Origin of the sequence: Phytomonospora endophytica (assembly GCF_014202425.1) — a bacterium.
Classification (GTDB): Bacteria; Actinomycetota; Actinomycetes; order Mycobacteriales; family Micromonosporaceae; genus Phytomonospora; species Phytomonospora endophytica.
The window spans coordinates 199,697-225,857 of record NZ_JACHGT010000006.1; the positions used below are offsets into that span (position 1 = coordinate 199,697).

The following is a 26,161-nucleotide window of genomic DNA, read 5'->3' on the forward strand; positions in this document are numbered from 1 at the left end:
GGTGTGCCCAAACGCGCGGCCGAGCACATCCGGGTGGCCGCCTAGTCCCTCGCACCAGGGAGCTGCACGGCCCGCGACGCGATCAGCGGTCCGAGCACGCGCGTCCCCGGCCCGACTCTGCCTCCCGGCCCAGGCAATTGCGTGGTGTTGTCCGCGGTCAGGGCCTCGCCGCAGTGCGCGCAGGCCGTCACCGGCGTCGTGTCGTGGGCGCAGTCGAGGTGGTGGATCCGCGCGGGCGGGCCCGCCTCGCCCGCGTACCAGCGGTCGCCCCAGCTCATCAGCGCGAGCAGCACCGGGTACAGCTCCCTGCCCTTCTCCGTCGCGCGGTAGTGCTCGCGCGCCGGGCGTTCCCGGTAGCTCTCGCGGACGAGGACGCCCTCGTCGATCAGCCGCGAGAGCTTCGCGGCGAGCACCTTGCGCGAGATGCCGAGGTCGTGCACGAGCTCGTCGAAGCGTGTGACCCCGGCGAGCACGTCGCGCATGATCAGCGCCGTCCAGGCGTCGCCGAAGAGGTCGGTGGCGCGCGCGATCGAGCAGGCGACGTCGGCCAGCGGGGTACGGGTCATGCCCCGATCCTACTCAGGTTCCCTTAGGGAACTTGAGTCTGTTAGCGTGGGACACCCGAGCAAGGGAGACGTGATGGCCGCCCCGCACATCGAACTCGACTCACCCGGCGCGATCGACGGTCGCCACATCAGGGCGCTCGCCTTCCACGACGTTCGCGTGGAATATGTAAAGAGCGTTCTAGCGAGAGCGAGGCTCGACGGAGGCCGCGCGCTGGTGGTCGGCAGCGGCCGCGGAATGCTCGCCGTCGCCCTCGCCGACCTGGGGTTCGAGGTCACCGCCGTCGACCCGTCCCCGGCCGCGACGGCGATGGCCCGCGACGACGACGGCGGCCGAGGGATCACCTACCTGACGGCTCCCGCCGAGGACCCGGGCCTGCCCGACGCCGCTTTCGACCTCGTCTACTGCGCCGACACCTTCGAGGTCACCTCACGTCTCGACCTCGTCCTCGGCCACGCGGCCCGTCTCCTCGCGCCCGGCGGTGTGCTCGTCTACGACACGGTCAACCGCACGCTCATGTCGCGACTGGTCTACCTCGGCGCCTTCCAGGGCATCGGCATGACCCGCATCATGCCGCGCGGCCGCTACACCGCCGCCCGCCTGCGGCCCCCGGCCGAGCTGGCCGCCGAGATGCGACGCCACGGCCTGCGCAACGCCGACGTCTGCGACTTCAAGCCACGCGACCCGCGCAACCTCGTCAAAGCCGTCCTCGCCCGCCGCAAAGGCCGCATCACCGACGACGAGATCCCGCCGCTCGTCGACTTCGTCCTCGACCCGCGAGGCAAGCCGGTCGTCACATACCTGGGGTATGCGACCAAGGGCTGATCGTCCAGGGCGGTACGGGAACGCCTCGCTGGCGGCGACCACACCGTCCGCTACCTTCCAGCACGCGCACCTGGACACCACCCTGCGCGTCGCCTGGGTCGTGTCCCGTTGATCGCCGCGTTCGCCGTCGTCGCCGGAGTCGCCCTCGCGGTGGTCGTGACGGGGACTGGTCGTCGCGGCCGGTCTCGTGCCGTGCCCCGAATACCCGGCGCCCCAGACTCGGTACGAGACCCTCACCGGCGAGGACCCGTACCCCGCCGGTCGCCTCCACCCAACCGCTGCCGCGGCAGCGGCTGGGGCGCTGACCGCGTCGGCGCCCCCTCACGGCTAGCGCGCCCGCAACTCCTCGACCACCCGCGTGAAGCTCGCCGCACCGAACCCCTTCGCGGCCTGCGCGTCGAAGAGTTCGGTCAGCGGATCGAGCAACCGCGTGTCGGCGCCCTGCTCGCGGCTCGTGCGGACGATGTTGGCCAGGCCCGTGCGGTTGACGTCGAGGTCGGAGAAGCTCACGGGATAGTCGCCCGCGTCGATCTCGGCGGCGAGCGTCGGCAGCAGTTCGACGGTCTCGCGCAGCCACGGCAGCAGCAGCCGCTCGGTGAACTCGGTCGCGGTGCCGCCCTCGGTCGCGACCATCGCCACCGACTGGAAGAAGCCCGCGAACAGTCCGTACATCCCGCCGAGGACCGCCATGTCGTTGAGCGAACCGAGGCCGTGGTCGGCGCCGAGGTACAAAGTTCCGCCGAGAAGTTCGAGCAGGCCGCGATGCTCCTCGTGCGCGTCGGGCGAGCCGCTGTAGATGGTCAGCGAGTCCTTCGACCCGATCGTCTGCGGCACGCCGAACATGCCGCCGTCGAGGTAACGCCCGCCGCGGCCTTCGACGAGGGCGGCGATGTCTCGGGCCTCGTCGGGCCGCCCGGTGGACAGGTTCAGGACCGTCCCGAGGGAACCGGCCTGCTCGATCGTGGCGCGCACGGCGTCGCCGTTGAAGAGGACGACGACGGTGAAGGCGTTCGCCGCGACGGCGTCGGCGACGGTCCCCACCTCGACGGCACCCGCCTCGACCAGCTCGGCGGCCTTGCCCGGCGTTCGGTTCCAGACGGTGACGGTGTGCCCGGCGGCCAGGTAGAGGCGCGCGATCGCGGAGCCCATGCGGCCGGTGCCGAGGACGGTTACGGAGGTCTTGGTGTCGGTCATGGCCCAAGCATCGGCCGCGCGCTCCTCGGCGAACAGTGGCAGGATTGACCACTTGCGCAAAATTCCTGCCAGCGGGAGACTGGTCCCATGAGCTTGGGAACCGTCGCGATGGCCGTCCTCGGCGACGGCGACCTGCTGCCCTGGGACCTCTACGAGTACGGCATCGTCTCCTCCGTCTTCGGCATGCCGCAGCCCGACCTGGCCGACCCCTGGTACGAGTTGAAGTTCTGCGCGGCGACGCGCAGGGTGCGCCTCTTCGGCCACGGCTTTGGTCTCGCGCCCGCCTACGGCCTCGACGACCTCGTCAACGCCGACACCGTCATCGTGCCGTCGGTGCCGGAGGCCTGCGTGACGGGCGTGACCGACGTGGCCCCCGACGTCACCGACGCGCTGCGGGCGGCGCACGACCGCGGAGCGCGCATGGTCGCCTTGTGCGACGGCGCCTTCGCGCTGGCCGCCGCGGGCATCCTCGACGGCCGCCGCGCGACCGTGCACTGGGAGCACACGGCGCTGCTGCGGCGTCGGCATCCCGAGGTCGTCGTCGACGACTCCGTCCTCTACGTCGATGAGGGCGACGTCCTCACCGGCGCGGGCATGACCGCCGGGCTCGACCTCTGCCTGCACGTGATCCGCCGCGACCTCGGCGCGCGCATCGCCAACCGGCTCGCGCGCCGGATGGTGATCCCGCCGCACCGCGCGGGCGGGCAGGCGCAGTTCATCGAGCTGTCGGTGCCGGTCGGCGACGACGACGGGCTCGGTCCCGTCCTCGACTGGGCCAACGCCAACCTCGACCGGCCGCTCACCGTTGACGACCTCGCCAAGCGCGCGAACCTCAGTCCGCGGACCTTCTTCCGCAGGCTGCACGCCGCCGCGGGCACGACGCCCCTGCAGTGGCTGCTCCACCAGCGGCTCGCCTACGCGCAGTCGCTGCTGGAGTCGACGAACCTGCCCGTCGACGCGGTCGCGCGCATGTGCGGTGTGGGCACGGCGGCGAACCTGCGCCGCCACTTCTCCCTCCACATCGGCGTCTCCCCGGCCGAGTACCGCCGCACCTTCAAGCTCGCGAATCCGGCCGACGCGGTCGCGCCGAGCGCCGACGCCCGTGCGGGAATCGCGGCGAGGCTCTAGAGCGATCGCTCCAGCCGGGTCTTCAGTCCGGCGATGATCACGCGCGCGCCGTCGTCGAAGGCCTCGTCCTGGTCGTCGTCCCACAGGTGGGTCAGTTCGGCGGACAGCGGGTAGCGCGACACGTCCAGGTCCGGCGGGGGCATGCCCTGCTCGTAAGGGCTGTGGTCGGCGTACGCGTGGCCTTGGCGCGCCTGCTCCTCGATGGTGAAACCGACCGTGTAGTGCAGCAGGATCGGAAAACCCCGCGCCGCCGACTGCACCGTGAAGCCCGCGTCGACGAGGGTTCGCAAGGTCAGCTCGGTCGTGCGGAACAGGTCGGGGTGCTTGATGGCCGTGCCGGCGAAGACGCGCGCGCCGTCGCGGTAGTGCAGCATGACCCGGCGCAGGCGCCGCGTGGTGGCGAGCAGCCAGTCCTCCCACGGCTCGTCGCGCCTGGGCGACTCCAGTCCGTCGACGGCCTCGGCGAACATGACCTCGGCCATCTCGTCGAGCAGTTCCTGCTTGCCTTTCACGTGCCAGTAGAGCGCGGGGGCCTTGACGTCGAGCTCCTTGGCCACCGCCCGCATGGTGAGCCCTTCCAGCCCGACGTCCTTGAGCAGGTCGAGCGAGGTGCGGGCGATGAGCTTGGCGTCGATCTTCACATGGGTCTCCCTCGGTCCTTGACAACTTAACACAGTTCGAGTAATCCTTAACGTCGTTCGATTAACAGCGTTAAGGAGGAATCATGCTCACGTCCCAGGTGCTCATCGCGGGCGGCGGCCCGACCGGTCTGATGCTCGCCGGAGAGCTGCGGCTCGCCGGTGTCGACGTGCTCGTGCTCGAACGGCGTCCCGAGGCGATGCAGGAGTCGAGGGCCGGTGGCATCCACGCGCGGACCATGGAGATCTTCGACCAGCGCGGCTTCCTCGACGCGATGCTGCCCGAGGTGCGGCGGCTCAACGTCGCGCACTTCTCCGGGTTGTGGCTCGACGTCAGCGGACTGCCCACGCGTCACCCCTACCTCGCGGCGATCCTGCAGCACCGCATCGAGCGCCACCTCGGCGAATGGGCGCGCGGGCTGGGCGTGCGCGTCCTGCGCGACACCGAGGTCGTCGGCCTCCGGGAAGACGGCACGGGCGTCGAGGTCGAGCTGCGCGGAGCCGCGACGGCCGCGCGCGGCGCCTACCTCGTCGGCTGCGACGGAGGGCGCAGCACCGTCCGCAAACTCGCGGGTTTCGCCTTCCCGGGCACCCCGGCGAAGCTGACCTCGCTGCTCGCCGACGTCGAACTCTCCGAGCCACCCGCCCCGATGTTCCAGGTGCGCAGGGAGCACGGGTCCTTCTCCGTCCTCGACTTCGAACCGGGCTGGTACCGCGTCATGACCAGCGAGTTCGACCGTGTCGTCGACCGCGACGCCGAGGTCGGCCTCGAAGACGTGCGCGCCGCCATGCTCCGCATCGCGGGCACCGACTTCGGGATGCACTCGCCGCGCTGGGTGTCGCGCTTCAGCGACGCCGCCCGGCAGGCGAGCGAGTACCGGCGCGGCCGCGTCCTGCTCGCCGGGGACGCCGCCCACATTCACTTCCCGGCCGGTGGCCAGGGACTGAACACCGGCGTGCAGGACGCGGTGAACCTCGGGTGGAAGCTCGCGGCGGTCCTGGGCGGCGCACCCGAGGACCTCCTGGACACCTACCACGCCGAGCGGCACCCGGTCGGCGAGCGCGTCCTGCGGAACACGCGGGCGCAGACGATCCTGGGTGCGCCGGGCGAGCACATGACGGATCTGCGGGAGACGATGGCCGATCTGATCGGGATCGGGGAGGCCAACGCGCGTCTCGCGGGGATGATCACGGCTCTCGACGTGCGTTATGACGTGGGTGGCGACGGGCATCCGCTGCTCGGGCTGCGCGTGCCGGACGTGGACGTCAAGGCTGGGGAGGGGACTCGTGTGCACGAGTTGCTGCGGCGGGGCCGCCCGGTGCTGCTGGACCTCGGGGCGGGCGCGGGCCTCCGCGAGGCCGCGTCGGGCTGGGCCGACCGCGTGGACGTGGTGACGGCGGAATGCGCCGACGAGCCGTGGCGGCTGCCCCCGTCGGGTGAGGTCGCGGCGCCGCGAGCGGTGCTGATCCGCCCGGACGCGCACGTCGCGTGGGTCGCCGACGGCGAGCGCGTGGACGGCGACGGGCTGCGTGCGGCCTTGACGCGATGGTTTGGTCCGGCGTCATGACCCACGTCACAAAGCCGCCCATGTCGAGAACCGCCGTCGGGCTTCGCTCTACCGGTGAAGGGCCCGAGAGGCGCGGCCCTCGGACACAGGAGCGAACGTGATGCGAAAGTTGATCGTCCAGCAGTGGGTCACCGTCGACAACATCGCCGCCGAAGAGGACGGCGGGCTCAGCTTCGTCGCGGGCGAACCCTTCGACGACACGGTGACCGACAACCCGTTCCAGAACGAGATGATGCGCTTCGTCGGCTCGGTCGACACGATGGTCCTCGGCGCGAACACCTACGCCCAGAGCAAGGACTACTGGCCGCACGCCGCTGACCAGGGCGAGTACGGCCGCAGGCTCAACGAGCTCACCAAGCTCGTCGCCTCGTCGAAGCTGGAGGACGCCCCCTGGGGCGACTTCCCCGCCGCGACGATCACCGGCGACCCGGCCGCCGCGATTCGGGAGCTCAAGCGGCAGGACGGCAAGGACATCTGGCTGTGGGGGAGCCTGACCCTCATGCGGTCCCTGCTGGAGGCCGGTGTCGTCGACGAGGTCAGGATGCTGGTCTGCCCGGCGTCGCGCGGCAAGGGCCGGCGCGTGTTCGAAGACCGGCGTGCGCTGAAGGCGGTGGAGGCCACGGCCTTCGACAACGGCGTGGTGCTCCTGCGCTACGCGGTCGAGAAGTAGGCGGAGAACCATGCGGCGGAGGACGGGACGTCGGCGATCCGTCGCCGGCGTCCGCTCCCCGGCTCCGGCCGGGCGACCGCGGGCGCGACCACCGGCCATCCCCCGTCCGGGCGCCACGCCCCCGGCCCCGTCGGTACCACCGGTTAAGCTGCGGGGGCAGGGCGAACGCGCGAGACGCGCGGGACGAGCACGGGGACAGCGGAGGGAAACGGCATCATGATGCCCGACATGCAAGGGCTGCTCCAGCAGGCCCAGCAGATGCAGCAGCAGTACGCGGAGGCTCAGGCCGAGCTCGCCGCCGCCAAGGTCGAGGGCAGCGCCGGGGGCGGCCTGGTCAAGGCCGTCGTCACCGGCGACAACACGCTCGTCTCGGTGTCGATCGACCCCTCGGTCGTCGACGCCGACGACATCGAGACCCTCGAAGACCTCGTCGTGGCCGCCGTCCACGCCGCCGGCGAAGAGGCGCGCAAGCTGGCCGAACAGAAGCTCGGCGCGCTCACGCAGGGCCTCGGCGGGCTCGGCGACAGCCTCGGTCTGCCCGGCTTCTAGGCGGCGGGCGTGTACGAAGGCGCACTCGCCGACCTCATCGAAGAGCTCGGCCGCCTCCCCGGCATCGGCCCGAAGGGCGCGCAGCGCATCGCGTTCCACATCCTGTCGGCCGACACCCACGACATCGACAAGCTCGCCGACGCCCTCAAGCGCGTCAAACAGCTCGTCCGGGTCTGCGAGATCTGCTTCAACGTTTCCGAAGAGGACCGTTGCCGCATCTGCCGCGACCCCCGCCGCACCGACGAGAACATCTGCGTCGTCGAGGAGTCCAAGGACGTCATCGCCGTCGAGCGCACCGGCGAGTTCCGCGGCCGCTACCACGTTCTCGGCGGCGCGATCAACCCGCTCGAAGGCATCGGCCCGGACAACCTGCGCATCCGCGAGCTCATGACGCGCCTCCAGGCGGGGGAGACGAAGGAGCTGATCCTCGCCACCGACCCCAACACCGAAGGCGAGGCGACCGCGACGTACCTGGCGCTGCTCGTCAAGCCGATGGGCATCACCGTGTCGCGGCTGGCCAGCGGCCTGCCGGTCGGCGGCGACCTGGAGTACGCCGACGAGATCACCCTCGGGCGCGCGTTCGAAGGGCGCCGGGTCCTGGATTGAAGCTCTCGCGCGGTGGCTGGCACCTGTTAGTTCTGAGCGTGGCGGTGGTCGCGGCCGTCGCCACGCCCTTCGCGATCGTCTGGCGCATGTCGCTGGCCTGCGTCGACGACGTCGCCGCCGAGGAGGCCGAGGTCCGCGTCGACCACGCCTTCACCACGACCGACATCACCGAGGTCGGCGGCTACACCTCGGTGCGCTGGACGGTCGACTACATCGGCGGCTGCGCGGCCGCCCGCAAACCCCGGGCCGTGATCTACCGCGCGCTGTTCACGCTCGACGAGGCCACCACGGAGGCGCTGGCCCGCGACCACTTCTGGCTCCCGCTCACCCCGATCACGGTGGAGGGCCCGGCCGACGCCGACGCGATCGGGCCCGAACTGCTGTCGTACGTCCCGGCGGGCACACGCTGGTCGATGAGCACCGACCTCAGCGTCACCGACCTCGGCTCCTACACCGGCTCGCTTTTCTTCGACGCCGAACACGCGCTCGCCTACGCCCGCTTCTGGTGACCCTTCAGCGGTGATGTTTCACGTGAAACATCCGTTCGAGCGGTGATGTTTCACGTGAAACACGCGTTCGACGCGTCCCGTCGTCAGGGCCGCCACACGTACGGCGTCGTCGTCTCCACCGCCAGCAGACCGAGCCTGCGCAGGATGGGCTTGCTGTCGTCGGAGGCGTCGACCTGCGCGTACTTGTACCCCCGCGCGACGGCCAGGTTCGCGCGGTAGGCGACCATCGCCTTGTAGATGCCCTTGCCCCGCCACTCCGCGAGCGTCGATCCGCCCCAGAACGACGAGAACTCGGTCCCCTCGTGGAAGCGCACCCAGGCCGCGCACACGACCTCACCGGAGTCGGTTTCGGCGACGATCACGACCGTCGGATCGCCGACGTCGCCGACGTCACGGGTGAGCGCGTCGGCCATCCACGAACAGTCGTAGCCCCACACGACCGCCTGCATCGCCGCGATCTTCTCGAAGTCGGCGCGTTCGGTGACCTCGCGGATCCGCACGCCCTCGGGCATGCGCGGCTCGACGGCGAGCCCGGCGGCCTCGCCGACGATGATCGTCTCGCGGTCCTCGGCCTCGAAACCGGCGGCGAGGAGCCGCCCGGGGAGCTCGTCGGGATCCGTGCCGTGCGTCTTCCACTCCACCGACAGGCCGTGCCCGCCGAAGTGCTCGCACTGGCGCGCGATGAGCGCGTCGAGCTCGGCGCCGGTGACCCCGCCGAGGTCGTTGTAGGTGAGGAAACCCCGGCCGGTCAGCGGCGTCTTGCGCTGGAGCGGACCGTCGGCGTCAAGGGTGGAGGCGCCGTCGACGAGCAGCCGCGCGCGGATCTGCGCGGTATAGGCGGCGCGGAACGCGTCGGCCTGCGGGGAGAGGTCAAGATCAGCCATGACGGTCACCTAACCACCAGGGACCGCAGGCGGTCCATCGGTATTCCGGGCAGGGAGCGGCCGTCGCGGCCGACGGTCGTACGCGCGGCGGCGAGCGCGTTGAGGACCGACTCCTCGACGGCGTCGAGCGCGGCCGTGAGCAGCGGGTTCAGCGCGGCGTCGGCGGGCGCCGGCCCCGGCCGCACGGTGAACGCCAACCCGTAGTCGCCGCTGCCGTGGGTGTAGTCGGCACCGACCCGGCCGAGCCCGAACACCAGCCGCCGCGACAGGCGCGTGAGCTGACGGGCGTCGAGCGGCGCGTCGGTTGCCGCGACGATCATGCACGAGCCCGCCTCGGTCGCGGCCGGATCGTCGACCCCGAGGTCGGGCACGACGCCGCCGACGCGCAGCCGCCCGCCGAAGTTGGCCTGCACGAGCACGCCCAGCGTCACCTCCACGCCCGCGAGTTCCACGACCCGCGACGACGTCCCGATCCCCGCCTTGAACCCCAGCGCACCCGTTCCCGTCCCCGCGCCGACCGAGCCCTCCGCGACGGGCCCACCGTCGGCCGTCTCGATCGCGGCGAGTACGTCGGCCTCACCGACCGGCCGCGCCCGCCCGTCCGACAGCCACCCGTCGTTGCACTCGCCGACGACGGGGTTGAAGGACACGACGTCGGCGCAGTCCGGTCGCGACAGCATCCACGAGACGAGGGCGTCGGCCGCGCGGAACGCCGACAGCGTCGAGGTCAGCACGATCGGCGACTCGATGACGCCCAGCTCGGCGAGTTGCGTGGCGCCGATGAACTTGCCGTAGCCGTTGCCGGCGAAGAAACCGGCACTCAGTGGCGAATGCGGGCCGATGCCGTCCGGCACGATCGCGGTGACACCGCTGTGCACGGTCGGCGGCCGCAGGATCGTCGTGTGCCCGACGCGCACACCGGGCACGTCGGTGATGGCGTTGTGCGGGCCGGTCCGGCCGGGCGCGGGGACGAGACCGTGGTCGCGGGCGCGTGTCGTCATGGGAGATCAACGTACGCGCGTGAGCGTCCCGTAGGCGACGGCCGCCCCCACCGCCGTGACCGCGGCGGCCAGCAGGTAGGAGCGGTGCAGGCCGAGGCTGAAGTCGCCGGTGCCGAGGACCGCGCCGTAGGTCGCGATGCCGATTCCGCCGCCGAGCTGCTGGACGGTGTTGTTGATGCCGGCGGCGAGCCCGAGGCGTCCGGGACCGTCGACGGTGAGCGTGCCCAGGACCGGCAGCACCACGCCCGCGCCGAACCCCGACAGCGCCATCCCCGGCACGAGCGCCCACCATCCGCTGCCCTCGCCGGTGAAGAACATCCACGTCAGCGCGACCGTCACCGCGCCGAGCCCGCCGACGACCAGCGGCCGCGGCGACACCCGGTGTATCAGCGACCCGGCGACCGGCCCGGCGAGCAGCAGCGGCACGACACCGGGGAGAAGCGCGAGTCCGGCGCCGATGGCGGTGTAGCCGCGCACGTCCTGGAAGTAGACCGAGATGTACATGAACAGCGCGAAGGAACCGGCCTGCACGACGAAGGCCCCGGTCTGGGCGCCGACGAAGCGCGGGCGGAGGAAGGAGGCGAAGCCGGTGCCGGTGGTCGTGGTGTGCGGTGTACGCGGCAGGGTCCGCGCGGCGATGAGGACGCACAGCGCGGCGACCGGCACGTTCAGGAAGAAGATCCACCGCCACGACGCGCCCGACACCAGCGCGCCCCCGACGAGCGGCCCGCAGACCACCGCGACGCCCGCGGTCATGCCGCGCACGCCGAAGGCGATGCCCCGGTCGCGGCCCTCGTAGGTGAGCGCGACCAGCGACATCGTGCTCGCGAACAGGATCGCGGCGGCGAAGCCCTGCACGATCCGGCCGCCGACCAGCGTCGCGATGCCGGGCGCGAGCCCGCAGGCCAGCGAGGCCGCGGTGAACAGCGCGACCCCGGCGTAGAACATGCGCCGGTGCCCGACGCGGTCGGCGAGCATGCCGGTCGGCAGCTGAAGGAGGCCCATGGTGAGCGCGTACGACGTGAGCACCCACTGGAGGCCGCCGAGGCCGGTGTCGAGTTCGTCGCCCATCGCGGGGAGCGCGACGGTGACGACGGTGGCGTCGAGCATGAGCATGAAGACGGCGAGCACGATCGCGGCGAGCGGCCACCAGCGTGAACGGAACATAAAAGAGCCTCCCTAGCAGTGTTAGGGGCAAACTAACACTGCTAGGGAAGGACTGGCAATGCTAGATTGCGGCCATGTCCGACAACCCGATCGGCGCCGCCTTCCGCGACGACGACACCGGCGTCCGCCTCGACCGCGCCGAGATCGTCCGCGTCGCCCTCGAACTGCTCGACACGCAGGGCCTCGACACCTTCTCCATGCGCAAACTCGCGCAGGCGCTGGAGATCAAGTCGCCGTCGCTGTACTGGCACGTGCGCAGCAAGGAAGAGCTGTACGACCTGATCATCGACACCGTCTACGGCAAGTGCCCGCTGCCCGATGAGACGCTCGCCTGGGACGCGCGGCTCACCGAACTCGCGCTGTCGCTGCGGAAGGTGTTCCTCGAACACCCGGCCGCCGCGCGGCTGCTCCCCGGGCGCGTCCCGGCCGGGCCGAACGCGCTGCGCGTCGGCGACCACATCATCGGCATCATGCGCCGGGCCGGATTCGACGACAGGTACGCCTCGTACGCGTACCTGATCCTGCACTTCTACATCGCCGGCTTCGCCAGCCTGGAGGTCGCCTTCGGGAAGGGCTCGGCCGGCGACGTGCGGCTCGCCGACTTCGGCGCGTTCCTCGGCGGGCTGCCCGCCGAGCGCTACCCGGACCTGACGGCCGTGTCGGACGTCCTGCTGGGCGGGCGGGTCACCGACCGGTTCGCGTTCGGCCTCGAAGGGATCCTGCGACGCTTCGCCGAGGAGCTGGGGGAGTCCACGGACTAGATCCACCGATCGGTGGACGTCCGAAACAACCCCGGACCAGCGGTCACGGTCGATGCCGCGAGTGGATCACGCTCGTACCTTCGCGGTATGGCCGTACTGGAAATACGAGAGGACGGTGAGACCCCCCGAGGAAGCCGCTCCGCGTGAACCTCTCCCCGGTGGGGGCGGGAAGAGGTCGCGCGGTTGCTCCGGACGTGAACGCACCCCTACGCTGGGTGTCCACAAAGGAACGGAGGCCGCCGTGTCCGAGCCCGTTTCCGTGCGCTACGCCCGCTTCTTCCCCGTCACCGCCCTCATTCTCGGCGGCGCGGCCCTGGCCGCCAACCTCCTCGCCCTGATCCTCGGCGCCGGTCTCGCCGCCTGTGTCGGCGTCGTTCCCGGCGCCCTGATCACCTGGCTCGGCGTCAGCGGCTGGAAGCGCGAGTACTTCTCCTACGCCCGCGGCCGCATCGTCATCGGCGCCCTCGTCGGCCCGATCACCCGCGAGGTCCCCGGACGGCGCGGCGGCACGATCGTCGCCGACGGCTCCCGTATCCGGCTGCTGCTCCCCGACGGCCGCCGCAGAGGCGCCGGCGTCGCCCGCTGGTCGGCCCACGGCGGCGACTGGGCGCGAGCCGTCGCCGCGATCCGTTCCGACACCGGCGATCCCGGCTAGACCACTCGCCAGTGCGTCATGATCCGGCCGTCGGGCTCCACGACGTGGAACGCCACTCCGGGCGGCGCATCGGCGTCCACAAGGGACTCGCCCGGTTCCCAGTCGAGCCGCAGCGTCGAGGTGACACCCGGCGCGATCAGCAGCGGCCGGCCGGCGAACGTCGACGCCGCCGCGGTGTGCGTGTGCCCGGTCAGTACCGCGATCACCTGCGGGTTCGCGTCAAGGATCGCGGCGAGCTCGGAAGGGTTCTGCAGCATCCACGTGTCCACCCGCTCCTGGTGCATCCGCACCGGCGGGTGATGGAACGCGACCAGCGTCGGCGTGTCCCGCAGCTCCGCCAGCCGCGCGCCCAGCCAGTCCAGTGTGGCCGGTGCCAGCTCGCCCTCGTCGGCGCCCTCGATCAGGGAGTCCAGCAGTACCAGGGCATGCCCGGCGACGTGGTGCACGGTGTTGAGGAACTCGTCGGGCCCGCCGAGGACCTTGCGGTAGGCGTCGCGACGGTCGTGGTTGCCCGGCAGGTGCACGACCGGGTGCGGCGAGTCGAGCAGTCGCGCGACGATCTCGTACTCGGCGGCCTCGCCGTGGTCGGCGATGTCGCCGGTCACGACGATCGCGTCGAGCGGCCGGGTCAGCCCGTTGAGGTAGTCCATGACGCGCCGGGTGCGCTCGGTCGCGCGTTCGCCGCCGTCGATGTGGGTGTCGCTGATGTGGGCCAGAAGCACGGCACGTGTCCTAACGCTTAGGGAATGTCCAAACATTAGGCAGCGTAGACTGCCCTGCTGTGGAGATCAAGAAGGACCCCGTTTTGGAACTGACGCTGACGATTCGCCACGACGGCGACGGCGGTGTCGCCGACGACCTCGCCGACGTCGCGGGCCTGCGGGCCTGGCTCACGGGCAACGTCGCCATCCTCGGCACCGGCCACCGCGCCGACGAGCCGCTGCGGCTGCGCGTCGTCGCGATCCGCCGTGCCGTAAGGGCTCTTTTCGCCCACGCCGTCCGTCCCGGACCGGCCAGCACCGCCGACCGCGACGACCTCATGCCGCTGCGCGAAGCCGTCGCCGCCGTCAACGCCACCGCGCGGCTGATGCCCGTCGTCCCGGCCCTCGCCGACGACGGCCACACCGCCACATCGTCCCCAGTGGACGAACGGCCCATCGACGCATTCCTCGCGCACGAGGCGATCGCGTTCCTCGACGGCCCCAAACGGGCGCTACTCCGCGCGTGCACGGCACCGCGCTGCGTCCGGTACTTCCTCAAAACGCACAACCGGCAGCAGTGGTGCAAAACCTCCTGCGGAAACCGCGCCCGCGTCGCCAGGCACTACGAGAAGCAGCGCGGTGGGCACAAAACCCCCACTCACTTAACGATCCGGTGACGATCGCACGCAGCCGGTCACAATCGAATATCAGTCTCGAGTGGCCCGGTTCACAGCAGCGCCACCTCCTACTAACGTTCCACCGTGACGGCACCGGAACGGCCGATGATCTCGCCGCCGGCGCACACCCCAGAAGAAGTAGTGAGGTGGCTTGATGAAGCTTCGCAAGCTCCGAGGCCTGTTGGCGCTTGCCTCCGCCACAGCCCTGGTGCTGGGCACGGCGGCGTGCGCCGACAGTGATCGTGACGAATCCGGCTCCGACGACCAGACCTTCGTCTTCGGCGCCCCGGGCGACCCCAAGTCGCTCGACCCCAGCCTGGCCACCGACGGTGAGACCTTCCGCGTCACCCGTCAGGTGTTCGAGACCCTTCTTGAGCACGAGCCCGGCGGCACGAAGATCGTCCCCGCGCTCGCCGAGAGCTACCAGCAGTCGCCCGACGGTCTCAAGTGGGACTTCAAGCTGCGCAGCGGAGTCACCTTCCACGACGGTGAGGCCTTCAACGCCGCCGCCGTCTGCAAGAACTTCGAGCGCTGGTACAACTGGTCTGGCACCTACCAGTCGACCAACTTCTCCGGCTACTGGCAGGAGCTGATGGGCGGCTTCGCCAAGAACGAGAGCAAAGAGACCCCCGCGGCGAACTTCAAGTCCTGCACCCCCAACGGGGACCTGGACGTGACCATCGAGGTCAACAAGTACTCCGCGACCCTTCCCGGCGCGTTCACGCACGCCGCGATGGCGCTGCACAGCCCGAAGTCGATCGACGCCTACGCCGCGGAGCCGCCTCCGACCGGCCAGGAAGGCTCGTTCACCTACCCCCAGTACAGCCAGACCGCCGGAACCGTCGCCGGTACCGGTCCGTTCAAGCTGACCAACTGGGACAAGGGCGCGCAGCAGGTCACCCTGGAGCGCAACGACAACTACTACGGCACCAAGGCCGGAGTCCAGAAGCTGGTCTTCCAGACCATCAAGGACGCCAACGCCGGACGCCAGGCCCTTGAGGCCGGGGACATCGACGGGTACGACCTCGTCGCGCCCTCCGACGTCAAACCGCTCCAGGACGCCGGTTACCAGGTCCCGACCCGTGGCGTGTTCAACCTCCTGTACCTCGGAATGCAGCAGGAGACCGAGCCGCTGCTGGCCAAGAAGGAGGTGCGCGAGGCGATCGCGCACGCCATCGACAAGCAGTCGATCGTGAACTCGAAGCTCCCGCCCGGTGCGGTGGCGGCCAACCAGTTCATGCCCGACACCGTCGAGGGTTACTCCGACTCGGTTCCCGAGTACGCCTACGACCCGGACGTGGCCAAGGAGAAGCTGAAGGCCGGTGGCGCGGAGAACCTCTCCATCGACTTCTGCTACCCGACCGAGGTCAGCCGGCCGTACATGCCGAGCCCGCCGGACATCTTCGAGATCCTCAAGGCCAACCTCCAGGCCGTCGGGATCACCGTCAACGACAAGCCGATGAAGTGGGCGCCGGACTACCTCGACGCCACCGATGCCGGTAAGTGCCCGCTGTACATCATCGGCTGGACCGGTGACTACAACGAGGCCTTCAACTTCATCGGAACCTGGTTCTCGGTCTACGACTCGGGCTGGGGCTTCAAGGACGAGAAGCTGTTCGCCGACATGGCCGCGGTCTCCGCCGAGCCCGACCAGGCCAAGCGGGTCGAGATGTACAAGGCCCTCAACAACCAGATCATGGAGTTCCTCCCGGGTGTCCCGCTGACGAGCTCGCCGCCGTCGATGGCGTTCGCCAAGAACGTCAAGCCGCCGACGACCAGCCCGCTCACCCAGGAGAACTTCGCCGAGGTCTCCTTCACGTAAACATGGCAAGCAACTCGTGACCGCCCGGGACAGTGTCCAAAAGGGACATTGCCCGGGCGGTCGTGAGTCCGGTCTGTCCGACGGTGGCCACCCCACCGACGCGCACGGAGGACGTGGATGCTCCGATACATCGTTAGACGCCTGCTGCAGCTGGTGCCGACCCTCTTCGGGTTGTCGATCCTGCTGTTCGCCTGGCTGCACAGCCTTCCCGGCGGCCCGGAGGCCGCGATGCTGGACGTGCGCGCCACGGACGCCAAACGGGCCGAAGTGCGCGCGGCCCTCGGTCTCGACGAGCCGCTGATCGTCCAGTACGGGCGCTTCATGAAGCGCCTCGTCCGCTTCGACCTCGGCGACTCCTTCACCACCGGCACACCGGTCATGGAGGAGTTCGGGCGGCGCTTCCCCGCGACCGTCGAACTCACCGTCGTCGCCATGATCATCGCCATCTGCGCCGGTATCCCCCTGGGCTACCTGGCCGCACGCAGGCACGGCCGGATCTTCGACGGCCTCACCGTCACCGGCTCCCTGCTGGGCATCTGCATCCCGATCTTCTTCCTCGGCTTCATCCTCAAGGCGATCTTCGCCGTCAAGCTCGGCTGGTTCCCCTCGCTCGGACGCCAGGACGTCGACGTCAACGCCACCAGGGTCACCGAGTTCTACGTCCTCGACGGGATACTCACCCAGGAATGGGACGCGTCCCTCAACGCCTTGTGGCACCTGATACTCCCGGCGATCGCGCTGGCCTCCATCCCCTTCGCGATCATCGTCCGGATGACCCGCGCCAGCGTCCTCGAAGTGCTCGGTGAGGACTACGTCCGCACCGCCGAGGCCAAGGGCCTGCGCGAGAACACCGTCCGCGGACGCCACGTGCTGCGCAACGCGATGCTCCCCGTCGTCACCTCGATCGGCCTGCTCACCGGCGGACTCCTGTCGGGGGCCGTGCTCACCGAGACGGTCTTCGTCTTCGGCGGCATCGGATCCTTCCTCGCGACGGCCATCAGCAACCGCGACTATCCCGTCCTGATGGGCTTCATCATGATCATCGCGGTGATCTACGTGCTCATCAACCTCGCCGTCGACCTGTCCTACAGCGTCCTCGACCCAAGGGTGCGTGTGCGATGAGCGCGAAGACCGACCGCATCGACCGCCTCGCCGAACTGACCGCGCGCAAGGACGAAGGCGGCCACGGCCTTTGGTACGAGGCCTTCCGGCGTCTGCGCCGCAACCCCCTCGCCATGACCGGCGCCGTCATCATCCTGCTGTTCGTGCTCATCGCGATCCTCGCGCCGTGGCTGGCACCCCACGACCCGGCCGCGCAGACCTGGCTCGGCGAGATCCGCGGTGCCGAGGGCTTCATCCCCGGTCCGCGCTCCGGGAACTGGCTCGGCGTCGACGGTCTGGGCCGTGACGAACTGTCCCGCCTCATCATCGGATCCCGGCAGTCGCTGCTCGTCGGCGTCGTCGCGACCCTGCTCGGCTTCACCGCGGGCGCGATCCTCGGCGGCCTGTCCGGTGCGTTCCTCGGCATGTTCGGCAAAGCCGGCCGCTGGGTCGACTCGATCCTGATGCGCTTCAACGACATGGCCCTCGCGGTCCCGTCGCTGCTGCTGGCCATCAGCGTCGCCACGATCCTCGGACAGGGCCTCGTCACCGTCATGATCGCCGTCGGTGTCACCCAGATCCCCGTGTTCGCAAGGCTTCTGCGCGGCTCGATGCTCGCCCAGTCGCACTCCGACTACGTGCTCGCCTCGACCGCGCTCGGTGTGCGCAAGAGGCGGATCGTGCTCAACCACATCCTGCCGAACTCGATGAGCCCGGTCCTGGTGCAGGCGACGCTCAGTCTCGCCACCGCGATCATCGAGGCCGCCGGGCTGTCCTTCCTCGGCCTCGGCGGCGCCAACGCCGCCAACCCCGAGTGGGGCGTCATGCTCGCCGACTCGCAGCAGTACCTGGCGACGAACCTGCGCCTCGCGGTCTACCCGGCCGTCGCGATCATCATCACCGCGCTCGGCTTCACCCTCCTCGGTGAGGCCATGCGCGAGGCGCTCGACCCGAAGCTGCGGAAGTAGGGACACGATGGCACTGCTCGAAGTAGAGGACCTCGCGGTCACCTTCCAGCGCAAGGGAACCGCGCCCGTGCACGCCGTCGACGGCGTCTCCTTCACGGTCGCCGAAGGGCAGGTCGTCGGCCTGGTCGGCGAGTCGGGCTGCGGAAAGAGCGTGACCTCCCTGGCGCTGATGGGCCTGCTGGCCAAGCGGGGCGTGAAGGTCGGCGGGAAGGCGCTGTTCGACGGCAACGACCTGCTGACCATGCCCGGCAGCACGCTGCGGGACATGCGCGGCTCCGAGATGGCGATGATCTTCCAGGATCCGCTGTCCTCGCTCAACCCGGTGATCCCCATCGGGCTCCAGGTGACCGAGGTCTTGAAGCGGCACCGGGGAATGAAGGGCGAGCCGGCCGAGAAGGAGGCCGCCGACCTGCTCGACAGGGTCGGGATCCCCGACCCGAGGCGGCGCCTGAAGGAGTACCCGCACCAGTTGTCGGGCGGGATGCGGCAGCGTGCGCTGATCGCGATGGCCGTCGCGTGCCGGCCCCGCCTGCTGATCGCCGACGAGCCGACCACGGCGCTCGACGTGACGATCCAGGCGCAGATCCTCGAACTGCTCAAGGAACTGGTGGCGCAGCAGGGAACCGCGCTGATCATGATCACCCACGACCTCGGCGTCGTCGCCGGGCTGTGCGATGAGATCAACGTGATGTACGCCGGGCGCGTCGTCGAGGGCGCCGCGCGCAGGCCGCTGTTCGCGTCGCCGACGCACCCGTACTCGGTGGGGCTGCTGGGATCCATCCCGAGGCTCGACGCGCCCCGGGGCGAGAAGCTGAAGCCGATCCCGGGGTCGGTGCGCGACAACATCGCCTGGGCCGACGGCTGCGCGTTCGCGCCTCGTTGTGCACATAGGACGGACGAGTGCCTGGACGGCCCGCCCGCGCTGGTGCAGACCTACACCGGTCACGCCTACCGCTGCGTCAATCCGGTCACCGGCGACGAAGTCGAGGCCGTGACCGCGGCCGCGACGCTGCCCGCGCCCTCCATTGTGGACGCCACGACCGATTCGGACGGTGAAGCATGAGCCTGCTCTCGGTACGCGACCTCAAGGTCCACTTCCCGATCAAGCGCGGTGTTCTCTTCGACCGCACCATCGGGCACGTCTACGCCGTCGACGGCGTCTCCCTCGACGTCGAGCGCGGCGGAACCTATGGCCTGGTAGGCGAATCCGGCTGCGGGAAGAGCACCCTCGGCCGGGCGGTGCTGCGGCTGGTCGACGTGACGTCGGGCAGTGTCGAGTTCGACGGCAAGGATCTGGCGACGCTGAAAGGGGAGCCGCTGCGCAAGGAGCGCAGCCGGCTCCAGATGGTGTTCCAGGACCCGATGTCGAGCCTCGATCCGCGGCAGAACGTCGAGTCGATCCTGTCGGAGGGCCTCGCCGCGCACGGGATGATCGGTGACCGCAAGGCCCGCCGTGCGCACATCCAGCAGACCCTCGACGCCGTCGGCCTGCCGCGAGGCGCGCTGAGCCGGTACCCGCACGAGTTCTCCGGCGGGCAGCGGCAGCGCATCGGGATCGCCCGCGCGCTGGTCTTGAAACCCGACGTGATCATCGCCGACGAGCCGGTGTCGGCGCTCGACGTGTCGGTGCAGGCGCAGGTGATCAACCTCCTCGAAGAGCTGCAGAACGACCTGGGGCTGACCTATCTCGTCATCGCGCACGACCTGGCGGTCGTGCGGCACATCAGTGACACGATCGGCGTGATGTACCTGGGCGGGATCGTCGAGGAGGCGCCCAGCGACGTCCTCTACGTCAGTCCGCGCCACCCGTACACGAAGGCGCTGATGTCGGCCGTGCCCGTGCCCGACCCCGAGGTGGAGGACTCGCGCGAGCGGGTGCTGCTCAAGGGCGACCTGCCGTCGCCGGCGAACCCGCCGACGGGTTGCCGTTTCCACACGCGCTGCCCGTGGCGGCAGGAGACGCGCTGTGACACCGAGCGGCCGGAGCTGACGCTGGTCGGCGACGGGCACAAGGTCGCCTGCCACTGGGCCGCCGAGATCGAGGCGGGGGAGATCCAGCCGAAGAGTGACGCGGTGGTGGGAGCGACGACGGCCGAGGTGGCCTGAGGGGCGGTTGTCCACACCCGGCCGGTCATCCACAGGTAGACGGATTCACGTTCGCCAGGGCATGCGTGCGGCGGCGCTACGGTCGACGGTAGGGAGGAGGCCGGGAGGCCCCTGGGGGCTTCGCGTTTCCACGTCCCGTGCTGGAATGCCCCGCATGGATCGCGAGACCACGCACGCCGCCATCGAGAAGTTCTGCGCCGACCGCGTCGGCGCCGAGGTGGCCGCCGAGTTCATGACACTCGCGCGGCCCGGCTTCGCCCTCACCCCCGCCGCCGACGGCCGCGGCACCGGCCACAGCCGTTTCGGCGGTGCACCGCTGCTCACGCCGGGCACGCCCTGGCCGGACTGCGACGGCCACCCGATGAGCCTCATCGCCGTCGTCGACACCGACGCGCTCGCGCCCTGGCTCGACGGCGTCCTCCCGCCCGGCACCGGCGTGCTCAACTTCTTCTGCGTCGACCTGTACACCGATCAGGCCGCCGACGACGTCCACGACCGCGTCCTGGGCGATCGCACGATCTCCTCGGCCCAGCTCGGCACCGTCATCGCCGCGCCCGCGGGCACGGCCGTCACCGTCGGGGCGCCGGAACTCGCCAGCGTCTTCGCCGCCCAGGAGTGGGCGGCGACGCCGGGCTTCTGCCTCCCCGACGACTGGGACCCGTCGTTCCGGCTCACCGGCCTCGACCCCTACGAGATGCTCACGCTCTTCGCCGAGCGGCTGGCCGACCTGCGCGAACAACCCGGCGTGGTCTCGACGGGCGACGTCGCGTTCGGCTGGCCCGACTTCCCGACCGGCGGCTCGATGTCGATGGAGCTCGGCGTGGACCCGACGAGCCTTCACCATCTCCTCCAGCTCGACGGCGGCGACTACGAGTACTACATCGGCGGCGAAGGCGGCATCATGCACTGGTCCATCCCCGGCGTCGCGCTGGCCGTGGGCGACTTCACCAAGGCGATCCCCACCCCCGACCACTTCTAGGAGACCCATGCTCGTCAGCGCGCAGATCCCCTCCGACACCTCCATCGCCGACGTCTCCTTCGTCCGCCACGACGGCATCGACCTCGTCGTGTGCGCCGACCGCTGGGGAGCCCTGTGGACGTGGAGCCCGTCGACCGGCGAGTGGGACCAGCCGAACCTCGGCTTCGCCCACGCCTCCGACCCGGTCATGCGGCCCTATCCCGACGCGACGAACGAGTTCGACATGATCGCGGCGGCGTCGGTCGGCGGGCGACTGCTGCTGGCCGGTGGCGGCGACGAGCAGGAACCGGCGCTCTGGGACTTCACGACCGGCGAGGTCGTCGCGCGGGCGCCGGTGACCGGCGCCTACCTCAGCGACGTCGTCGCCCACGGCGGCCGCTTCTACACGGCCGAGCAGTATTCCGAGGAGGTGCGGCTGTGGACGCCCGGCGTGCGCGGTGACGCCGTCGCCGAGGTCGGCTCGCTGTTCTGCCTGGCGACCGCGCGGGTCGGCGGGCGTGACCTGCTGCTCGCCGGGGGCGAGGGCGTGGTCGTCCACACCGCCGACACGCACGTGGAGCTGGCCTCTTTCGCGCCTTACGACGGGCGAGTGTGGGGTGTGACGGCGTGCGAGGCAAACGAGCGTTCGCTGATCATCGGCGTCACCGAGAACGGCCGGTTGTGCGTCTGGGACCTCGACGACGGCGGCGAGGAGGAGATCTATGAACCGGTCACCGCGACGGAGGGCTCGCTGGAGAACGTCGAGGTGCTGACCGTCGGCGGCCGTCCGCTGGCGGTGACCCCGGCCGACGGCGGCGGGCTGCGGCTGTGGGATGTCACCGACGGGAGCGAGGCCGGGCACGTCGAGGCCTCCGGGCACGGCGTCACCGCGATGGAGACGGCGAGCGCCGACGGGCGGACGGTTCTGGTGACCGGCGGCTTCGACGGGGTCGTGCGCCTGTGGGAGGCGTCGGACCTGACTCAGTAGAGGAGTGCCTGCTCGACGGCGTCGGCGACGATCTCGCCCGCGTTGATGATCGGCGCGGTGTCGCGCAGCGTCCGCGCGAGGATGAAGGCGCCCTCCAGGCTCGCGATCGCCGACATCGCCAGCGCGCGCGCCCTCGGCGTGTCGATGCCCGCCTCGACGAAGCGCGCCTCGGCCTGGTCGATCCACGACGTGAACACCTCTGCGGTCACCTCGCGCAGCGCCTCGTCGGTGGAGGCGACCTCCAGGGCGAGCGTGGCGATCGGGCACGCGTCGGCGAAGCCGCTCGCCGACAGCACGGCGGCGGCTCCGGCGAACCACGCGCGGATGCCGGCGGCGACGTCCTCGACCTGCACCAGCGCGAAGGTCCGCGCGTAGCGGGCGCCCTCGGTGCGCACGACCTCGGCGGCGAGTTGCTGCTTGCCGCCGGGGAAGAAGTGGTACAGCGAGCCGAACGGCGCCTTGGCCTCGACGGTGATCTGTTTGACGCCGGTCCCGGTGTAGCCGTTGCGGCGGAAGAGCTCGGCGCTGGAGTCGAGGAGGCGCAGGCGGGTCGTGGAGCGCGAGGCGGACATGATCGCGAGTGTAGTGTCTCGCTAGAGCGATCTATCAAGAAGGAGTCGGCGTGTCGACATCCGAACCGTCCCCGCCCCCGATCTCGCGCGCCCCGATCCACACCTCCGTCCTGCGGTCCGGCTCGATCCGGTACCGCGTCGAGGGTCCCGAGGACGCGCCCCCGGTCGTCCTCCTGCACGGCCCGCTCATGAACGGCACGGTCTGGGACGGCGTCGTCGATCGCCTCCGCGACCGCCACCGCTGCTTCACGCCGACCCTCCCGCTGGGCGGACACGACGTCCCCATGGACGCCGACGCCGACCTGTCGATCCGGGGCGTGGCACTGCTCGTCGAGGAGTTCCTCGCCGAACGCGGGCTCAGCGACGTCACCCTCGTCCTCAATGACTGGGGCGGTGCCCAGGTCCTCGTCTCCGAGCGCCGCACCGAGCGCGTCGGCCGCGTCGTCCTCACCTCCTGCGAGGCCTTCGACAACTACCCGCCCGGGAAGGCCGGCCGGACACTGCGCGACGCCGCACGCGTTCCCGGCGGGCTGTGGCTGCTGTCGCGGCTGTCGGGTATGCGCGCCTTCCGTCGCGCCCCGAACGGCTGGGGCGCCATGAGCAGGCGCCCGATCCCCGACGCGACGATGGACGCCTGGTTCGCGCCCATGCGCGCGCACCGCCTCGTCCGCCGCGACCTCCGCAAGTACCTGCTGTCGGTGCCCTCGCGCGAGACGCTGCTCGCGTGGTCGGAGGCGATGCGCGGCTACGCCGACCCCGTCCTGATCGTGTGGGCCGCCGAAGACGAACTCATGCCCCCGGAGCACGGCCCGCGCCTCGCCGGGCTGTTCCCCGACGCGCGTCTCGTCGAGCTCGACGACTGCCGCACGCTCATCCCGATCGACCGTCCGGAGGCGCTCGCCGCCGAGATCGCCCGGTTCGTCGGCAACGGCACCGTTGTCCAGCCGTTATACCCCCGTGATCGGGGCCGCGAAGATCGACCCGATCGGAGGACCCCTTCACGCTGAGCATCTGAAATCTGTTTCAGGGGTGTTGCGCGCGCCACGTTTGCCTCTATGCTGACCCGCACGGGACCACGCCCTAGGTCCCGCTGGAGGTGTGGCATGCGGTCCAAGGACGCGCTGATCGCGGGTGCGGTGGCGGTGCTGGCGTTCGGTACGGTTTTCACCGGCCTGAGCGTGATTCGCGGCGAATTCCGCGACAACACCGTCGACATGTACCGCGACTACGACAGCGGCGAGCCCGACGGCCGTGATTTCGCATTGCCGGACTCCGGAAACGACCCCGCGCCCGCCTCCCCGGTGACCGACCCCGAGGTTCCCCTGGCCGACGGCGCCTACGTCCTCCAGCCCGCCCACTCGCTCAAGTGCCTGGCGGGCGCCGACGTCGACGGCCGTGTCCTCCTCGTCCAGCGGACCTGCCTGCTCGGCGAGAAGGCCCCGGTCCAGCCCGAGACGATGCCCATGATCCAGCTGACCGAGACCGGTGGCGGCAACTACCTCGTCCAGCTCGCCGGCGCGGCCGGGCTGTGCATGACCGTCGACTACGGGATCGGTGAGGAAGGGCGCCTGGTCGGACAGCAGGAATGCAATCCGGGCCTGTATCACCAGCGCTTTATCCTCAAAGCGGTGGAAAAACCCGTCGCGGGTGGATTCCAGATTCGTCCCGAACACAGCGAACTGTGTTTGACGGTACCCAAGAGCAGTACTAAGTCTGGCGTTTCGCTGGTGCAATCCGAGTGTAAGAAGAATGCGGCCAACCAAGAGTTCATGGTCGACCCTGCGATCGTCTGAATCGGTTGTCCGACAGTCTCATTAAGCGTCACTGTCATACCCCGGATCTAGACTTGGAGGCAGATCCGCGTCACCGCCGGGGGAAGGACGCGTCATGCCGGATTCGGATGCCCAGCCCACCGTCCACACTGGATTTCGCAGGTTCCTCAGCAAGCTGATCCGCAGGCCGCACGCGCCCTTGATCAAGCGCGGCGGCGGCTCCAGCGACCCCTTCGACGGCCTCGGCGCGCACTCGCCGCTGGAGCTGCCGTGGCGTGATCCGCCGTCGGTGCGCCCGTCCCGGCGCTCACGGATGGTGCCCGAGTGGTGGCGGCGTACGCGCGATTTCTTAGGGTCGCGAGTTTGGCGGGCCAGGGCCCTGCTCGCCGCGATGATCATTTCTCCGGTACTGGCGATCCTGGCCGGTTCCTGCGCTTACTTGAACTCTCGTTAAGGCCCGGGTAGCCGCCCGGTTAATCCGTTTCGTTCCCGTGCCCCCCACGCCGTCGGCCCGAGTCGTACGCTATCGCCCAAGACTGCCGAAAGGACGGGCGTATGGCGCTGACCCCACCCGCCGAACATGAGCCGGACGGCCTCACGAAGGGCGACGGCGTCTCCGCGCCTTTCGCCTCACTCGCCGACGCGCACCGCCGCGGCCGCGCGCTCCGCCCGGCGACGCCGCCGCGCGGAGCGGGAGCCGCCGGGGCTCCGGCGGTGCCGACACCGACGTCCTCGCCGACGCGGGCCACCGCGCCCTCCCCGAAGGCGAAGACGGCGGCCCGGGCCGAGTCGCCGTTCGCGACGCTGAAGGCGAGGGCCGCGAAGGCCAGAACGGCGAAGGCCGAAGCGGCGAAGGCCGAAGCGGCGAAGGCCGAAGCGGCGAAGGCCGAAGCGGCGAAGGCGCGAGACGTTGACGCCGAGGCTACGAGCGCGACCCCGAAGGCCGCGCCGGTCACGACTCCGAAGACCGTGCCGGTCGTGACCTCGAATATCGAGCCGGTCACGCCCCCGAAGGCCGTGCCGAAGAAGACCCCGAAACTCCGCACCCCCCGCGCCGATCGCCCCCGAACCGCACCGGCGTCGCCGCGCACCCGCCGTCCGGCCGCAGGGCGGATCCTGGTCCGGCTGTTCGATCGCACACCGTCGGCCAGGCCCACCGTCGCGGCCCGGACGTCGCCGGACACCGGCACGACCAGCGGCATCGCGTGGGCCGTGCGCTCGCTGGTGCTCGTCGCGGGAGTCGGCGTCACCATCGCGCTCGCCGGCACCTGGAACGGCACCGGGCCGACGATCCCCGAGGCGCAGCCGGTCGAGCAGCAGGCGCCGCCCACGCTCGCACCCGCCGCCGACCCGACCACCACGACCACCCCGTCGACGCCACCGACGACGAAGAAGACCGACCCGCCGAAAGAGAACGACGACAACGGCGGCGGTGGCGACAACGGTGGCGGCGGCTCCGACGGCGGAGGCGACGACAACGGTGGCGGAGGTGGCGACGACTCCACGAAGCGGCCGAAGCCCGAGCCGGACGACCCCTGCCCGGCCGACATCTGCTTCGTCCCCGACGACCCCGAGCCCACCGACGACTACACGCCCTACGACCCTGACCCCGAGCCCTACGAGCCCCCGCCCGACGACGGTGGCGGCGGCCAGCTCTGCAGCGTCGACCCGACGACCGGACAGGTCTGGTGCTACTAGAGCGATCACTCCAGTCACGTGGACCGGCCCCGCTGCGGCGGGGCCGGTTTTTCACGCGTGCGGAACGGGCCGCCCTGCT

29 protein-coding genes are annotated in these 26,161 nt (G+C 70.5%); 21 read left to right on the top strand and 8 right to left on the bottom strand.

Features of this window, described 5'->3' with window-relative positions:
- Window positions 1-41 precede the first annotated feature (41 nt).
- Window positions 42-566: a winged helix-turn-helix transcriptional regulator gene (locus HNR73_RS15330; RefSeq protein WP_184788116.1), complete on the bottom strand. Its 525-nt coding sequence runs from the start codon at window positions 564-566 to the stop codon at window positions 42-44.
- Window positions 567-639: 73 nt separating this feature from the next.
- On the opposite strand from HNR73_RS15330, the gene HNR73_RS15335 reads away from it, so the two are divergent.
- Complete coding sequence (locus HNR73_RS15335; RefSeq protein ID WP_203685700.1) at window positions 640-1,389, top strand: class I SAM-dependent methyltransferase; 750 nt, start codon at window positions 640-642, stop codon at window positions 1,387-1,389.
- 327 nt (window positions 1,390-1,716) lie between these two features.
- Here HNR73_RS15335 and HNR73_RS15340 read toward each other — a convergent pair whose 3' ends face one another.
- Complete coding sequence (locus HNR73_RS15340; protein ID WP_184788117.1) at window positions 1,717-2,583, bottom strand: NAD(P)-dependent oxidoreductase; 867 nt, start codon at window positions 2,581-2,583, stop codon at window positions 1,717-1,719.
- 87 nt (window positions 2,584-2,670) lie between these two features.
- On the opposite strand from HNR73_RS15340, the gene HNR73_RS15345 reads away from it, so the two are divergent.
- On the top strand, window positions 2,671-3,711 hold the full coding sequence (locus HNR73_RS15345; protein ID WP_184788118.1) for a helix-turn-helix domain-containing protein: 1,041 nt from the start codon (window positions 2,671-2,673) through the stop codon (window positions 3,709-3,711).
- Here HNR73_RS15345 and HNR73_RS15350 read toward each other — a convergent pair.
- Complete coding sequence (locus tag HNR73_RS15350; RefSeq protein WP_184788119.1) at window positions 3,708-4,352, bottom strand: TetR/AcrR family transcriptional regulator C-terminal domain-containing protein; 645 nt, start codon at window positions 4,350-4,352, stop codon at window positions 3,708-3,710. The two genes, HNR73_RS15345 and HNR73_RS15350, sit on opposite strands and share 4 nt — an antisense overlap.
- 83 nt (window positions 4,353-4,435) lie before the next feature.
- Here HNR73_RS15350 and HNR73_RS15355 point away from each other — a divergent pair, with 83 nt between their 5' ends.
- The 5 genes from HNR73_RS15355 to HNR73_RS15375 all read left to right on the top strand — a co-directional run bounded on the left by HNR73_RS15355 (window position 4,436) and on the right by HNR73_RS15375 (window position 8,251).
- On the top strand, window positions 4,436-5,917 hold the full coding sequence (locus tag HNR73_RS15355) for an FAD-dependent monooxygenase (RefSeq protein ID WP_184788120.1): 1,482 nt from the start codon (window positions 4,436-4,438) through the stop codon (window positions 5,915-5,917).
- Between the two features lie 100 nt (window positions 5,918-6,017).
- The gene (locus HNR73_RS15360) at window positions 6,018-6,587 is read left to right on the top strand and encodes a dihydrofolate reductase family protein (protein WP_184788121.1); all 570 of its coding nucleotides are present in this window, start codon (window positions 6,018-6,020) and stop codon (window positions 6,585-6,587) included.
- A 228-nt stretch (window positions 6,588-6,815) separates the two neighbouring features.
- On the top strand, window positions 6,816-7,136 hold the full coding sequence (locus HNR73_RS15365) for a YbaB/EbfC family nucleoid-associated protein (RefSeq protein ID WP_184788386.1): 321 nt from the start codon (window positions 6,816-6,818) through the stop codon (window positions 7,134-7,136).
- A 9-nt stretch (window positions 7,137-7,145) separates the two neighbouring features.
- Window positions 7,146-7,742, top strand: a complete 597-nt coding sequence (recR, locus tag HNR73_RS15370; protein WP_184788122.1) for a recombination mediator RecR — start codon at window positions 7,146-7,148, stop codon at window positions 7,740-7,742.
- Window positions 7,743-7,780: 38 nt separating this feature from the next.
- On the top strand, window positions 7,781-8,251 hold the full coding sequence (locus HNR73_RS15375; protein WP_184788123.1) for a hypothetical protein: 471 nt from the start codon (window positions 7,781-7,783) through the stop codon (window positions 8,249-8,251).
- Window positions 8,252-8,334: 83 nt separating this feature from the next.
- Here the strand turns inward: HNR73_RS15375 and HNR73_RS15380 are convergent, their stop codons facing one another.
- Genes HNR73_RS15380 through HNR73_RS15390 form a run of 3 tightly spaced genes read right to left on the bottom strand, consistent with a single transcriptional unit; the run spans window position 8,335 to window position 11,303 of the window.
- Window positions 8,335-9,135, bottom strand: a complete 801-nt coding sequence (locus HNR73_RS15380; RefSeq protein WP_184788124.1) for a GNAT family N-acetyltransferase — start codon at window positions 9,133-9,135, stop codon at window positions 8,335-8,337.
- 5 nt (window positions 9,136-9,140) lie between these two features.
- Window positions 9,141-10,136, bottom strand: coding sequence for a P1 family peptidase (locus tag HNR73_RS15385; protein ID WP_184788125.1), 996 nt, complete (start codon window positions 10,134-10,136; stop codon window positions 9,141-9,143).
- A gap of 6 nt (window positions 10,137-10,142) precedes the next feature.
- Complete coding sequence (locus tag HNR73_RS15390; RefSeq protein ID WP_184788126.1) at window positions 10,143-11,303, bottom strand: MFS transporter; 1,161 nt, start codon at window positions 11,301-11,303, stop codon at window positions 10,143-10,145.
- A gap of 74 nt (window positions 11,304-11,377) precedes the next feature.
- Here HNR73_RS15390 and HNR73_RS15395 point away from each other — a divergent pair, with 74 nt between their 5' ends.
- Window positions 11,378-12,064, top strand: coding sequence for a TetR/AcrR family transcriptional regulator C-terminal domain-containing protein (locus HNR73_RS15395; RefSeq protein ID WP_184788127.1), 687 nt, complete (start codon window positions 11,378-11,380; stop codon window positions 12,062-12,064).
- A gap of 241 nt (window positions 12,065-12,305) precedes the next feature.
- Entirely contained in the window at window positions 12,306-12,719 is a 414-nt protein-coding gene (locus HNR73_RS15400; RefSeq protein WP_184788128.1) for a hypothetical protein, read from the top strand.
- Here HNR73_RS15400 and HNR73_RS15405 read toward each other — a convergent pair.
- Window positions 12,716-13,441, bottom strand: a complete 726-nt coding sequence (locus tag HNR73_RS15405) for a metallophosphoesterase (protein WP_239121919.1) — start codon at window positions 13,439-13,441, stop codon at window positions 12,716-12,718. The two genes, HNR73_RS15400 and HNR73_RS15405, sit on opposite strands and share 4 nt — an antisense overlap.
- A 59-nt stretch (window positions 13,442-13,500) precedes the next feature.
- Here HNR73_RS15405 and HNR73_RS15410 point away from each other — a divergent pair, with 59 nt between their 5' ends.
- The 8 genes from HNR73_RS15410 to HNR73_RS15445 all read left to right on the top strand — a co-directional run bounded on the left by HNR73_RS15410 (window position 13,501) and on the right by HNR73_RS15445 (window position 22,040).
- Entirely contained in the window at window positions 13,501-14,097 is a 597-nt protein-coding gene (locus HNR73_RS15410; RefSeq protein ID WP_239121918.1) for a CGNR zinc finger domain-containing protein, read from the top strand.
- A gap of 154 nt (window positions 14,098-14,251) precedes the next feature.
- A complete protein-coding gene (locus tag HNR73_RS15415; protein ID WP_184788130.1) occupies window positions 14,252-15,919 on the top strand; it encodes an ABC transporter substrate-binding protein in 1,668 nt (555 codons plus the stop codon).
- Between the two features lie 117 nt (window positions 15,920-16,036).
- Entirely contained in the window at window positions 16,037-17,041 is a 1,005-nt protein-coding gene (locus tag HNR73_RS15420; RefSeq protein ID WP_184788131.1) for an ABC transporter permease, read from the top strand.
- On the top strand, window positions 17,038-17,988 hold the full coding sequence (locus HNR73_RS15425; RefSeq protein ID WP_184788132.1) for an ABC transporter permease: 951 nt from the start codon (window positions 17,038-17,040) through the stop codon (window positions 17,986-17,988). The genes HNR73_RS15420 and HNR73_RS15425 overlap by 4 nt, the downstream gene beginning before the upstream one ends.
- A gap of 7 nt (window positions 17,989-17,995) precedes the next feature.
- The gene (locus HNR73_RS15430; protein WP_184788133.1) at window positions 17,996-19,051 is read left to right on the top strand and encodes an ABC transporter ATP-binding protein; all 1,056 of its coding nucleotides are present in this window, start codon (window positions 17,996-17,998) and stop codon (window positions 19,049-19,051) included.
- On the top strand, window positions 19,048-20,094 hold the full coding sequence (locus HNR73_RS15435) for an ABC transporter ATP-binding protein (protein ID WP_184788134.1): 1,047 nt from the start codon (window positions 19,048-19,050) through the stop codon (window positions 20,092-20,094). The genes HNR73_RS15430 and HNR73_RS15435 overlap by 4 nt, the downstream gene beginning before the upstream one ends.
- 154 nt (window positions 20,095-20,248) lie before the next feature.
- Window positions 20,249-21,073, top strand: a complete 825-nt coding sequence (locus tag HNR73_RS15440; RefSeq protein WP_184788135.1) for a DUF1963 domain-containing protein — start codon at window positions 20,249-20,251, stop codon at window positions 21,071-21,073.
- A 7-nt stretch (window positions 21,074-21,080) separates the two neighbouring features.
- Window positions 21,081-22,040, top strand: a complete 960-nt coding sequence (locus HNR73_RS15445; protein ID WP_184788136.1) for a WD40 repeat domain-containing protein — start codon at window positions 21,081-21,083, stop codon at window positions 22,038-22,040.
- On the opposite strand, the gene HNR73_RS15450 is transcribed toward HNR73_RS15445, so the two are convergent.
- Window positions 22,034-22,612, bottom strand: a complete 579-nt coding sequence (locus tag HNR73_RS15450; RefSeq protein ID WP_184788137.1) for a TetR/AcrR family transcriptional regulator — start codon at window positions 22,610-22,612, stop codon at window positions 22,034-22,036. The genes HNR73_RS15445 and HNR73_RS15450 overlap by 7 nt on opposite strands.
- Before the next feature lie 50 nt (window positions 22,613-22,662).
- Here HNR73_RS15450 and HNR73_RS15455 point away from each other — a divergent pair, with 50 nt between their 5' ends.
- The 4 genes from HNR73_RS15455 (at window position 22,663) to HNR73_RS15470 (ending at window position 26,082) form a co-directional block, all read left to right on the top strand.
- Window positions 22,663-23,619: an alpha/beta fold hydrolase gene (locus HNR73_RS15455; RefSeq protein WP_203685697.1), complete on the top strand. Its 957-nt coding sequence runs from the start codon at window positions 22,663-22,665 to the stop codon at window positions 23,617-23,619.
- A 96-nt stretch (window positions 23,620-23,715) separates the two neighbouring features.
- Window positions 23,716-24,405: an RICIN domain-containing protein gene (locus tag HNR73_RS15460; RefSeq protein WP_184788138.1), complete on the top strand. Its 690-nt coding sequence runs from the start codon at window positions 23,716-23,718 to the stop codon at window positions 24,403-24,405.
- Window positions 24,406-24,499: 94 nt separating this feature from the next.
- On the top strand, window positions 24,500-24,838 hold the full coding sequence (locus tag HNR73_RS15465) for a hypothetical protein (RefSeq protein WP_184788139.1): 339 nt from the start codon (window positions 24,500-24,502) through the stop codon (window positions 24,836-24,838).
- A gap of 101 nt (window positions 24,839-24,939) precedes the next feature.
- Window positions 24,940-26,082, top strand: coding sequence for a hypothetical protein (locus tag HNR73_RS15470; protein WP_184788140.1), 1,143 nt, complete (start codon window positions 24,940-24,942; stop codon window positions 26,080-26,082).
- Window positions 26,083-26,161 lie beyond the last annotated feature (79 nt).

Coding starts and splice junctions, on each gene's coding strand:
- HNR73_RS15330 (WP_184788116.1), bottom strand. CDS start 566: ATGACCCGTACCCCGCTGGCCGACGTCGCCTGCTCGATCGCGCGCGCC.
- HNR73_RS15335 (WP_203685700.1), top strand. CDS start 640: ATGGCCGCCCCGCACATCGAACTCGACTCACCCGGCGCGATCGACGGT.
- HNR73_RS15340 (WP_184788117.1), bottom strand. CDS start 2,583: ATGACCGACACCAAGACCTCCGTAACCGTCCTCGGCACCGGCCGCATG.
- HNR73_RS15345 (WP_184788118.1), top strand. CDS start 2,671: ATGAGCTTGGGAACCGTCGCGATGGCCGTCCTCGGCGACGGCGACCTG.
- HNR73_RS15355 (WP_184788120.1), top strand. CDS start 4,436: ATGCTCACGTCCCAGGTGCTCATCGCGGGCGGCGGCCCGACCGGTCTG.
- HNR73_RS15360 (WP_184788121.1), top strand. CDS start 6,018: ATGCGAAAGTTGATCGTCCAGCAGTGGGTCACCGTCGACAACATCGCC.
- HNR73_RS15365 (WP_184788386.1), top strand. CDS start 6,816: ATGCAAGGGCTGCTCCAGCAGGCCCAGCAGATGCAGCAGCAGTACGCG.
- HNR73_RS15380 (WP_184788124.1), bottom strand. CDS start 9,135: ATGGCTGATCTTGACCTCTCCCCGCAGGCCGACGCGTTCCGCGCCGCC.
- HNR73_RS15385 (WP_184788125.1), bottom strand. CDS start 10,136: ATGACGACACGCGCCCGCGACCACGGTCTCGTCCCCGCGCCCGGCCGG.
- HNR73_RS15390 (WP_184788126.1), bottom strand. CDS start 11,303: ATGTTCCGTTCACGCTGGTGGCCGCTCGCCGCGATCGTGCTCGCCGTC.
- HNR73_RS15395 (WP_184788127.1), top strand. CDS start 11,378: ATGTCCGACAACCCGATCGGCGCCGCCTTCCGCGACGACGACACCGGC.
- HNR73_RS15415 (WP_184788130.1), top strand. CDS start 14,252: ATGAAGCTTCGCAAGCTCCGAGGCCTGTTGGCGCTTGCCTCCGCCACA.
- HNR73_RS15420 (WP_184788131.1), top strand. CDS start 16,037: ATGCTCCGATACATCGTTAGACGCCTGCTGCAGCTGGTGCCGACCCTC.
- HNR73_RS15425 (WP_184788132.1), top strand. CDS start 17,038: ATGAGCGCGAAGACCGACCGCATCGACCGCCTCGCCGAACTGACCGCG.
- HNR73_RS15430 (WP_184788133.1), top strand. CDS start 17,996: ATGGCACTGCTCGAAGTAGAGGACCTCGCGGTCACCTTCCAGCGCAAG.
- HNR73_RS15435 (WP_184788134.1), top strand. CDS start 19,048: ATGAGCCTGCTCTCGGTACGCGACCTCAAGGTCCACTTCCCGATCAAG.
- HNR73_RS15440 (WP_184788135.1), top strand. CDS start 20,249: ATGGATCGCGAGACCACGCACGCCGCCATCGAGAAGTTCTGCGCCGAC.
- HNR73_RS15445 (WP_184788136.1), top strand. CDS start 21,081: ATGCTCGTCAGCGCGCAGATCCCCTCCGACACCTCCATCGCCGACGTC.
- HNR73_RS15450 (WP_184788137.1), bottom strand. CDS start 22,612: ATGTCCGCCTCGCGCTCCACGACCCGCCTGCGCCTCCTCGACTCCAGC.
- HNR73_RS15460 (WP_184788138.1), top strand. CDS start 23,716: ATGCGGTCCAAGGACGCGCTGATCGCGGGTGCGGTGGCGGTGCTGGCG.
- HNR73_RS15465 (WP_184788139.1), top strand. CDS start 24,500: ATGCCGGATTCGGATGCCCAGCCCACCGTCCACACTGGATTTCGCAGG.
- HNR73_RS15470 (WP_184788140.1), top strand. CDS start 24,940: ATGGCGCTGACCCCACCCGCCGAACATGAGCCGGACGGCCTCACGAAG.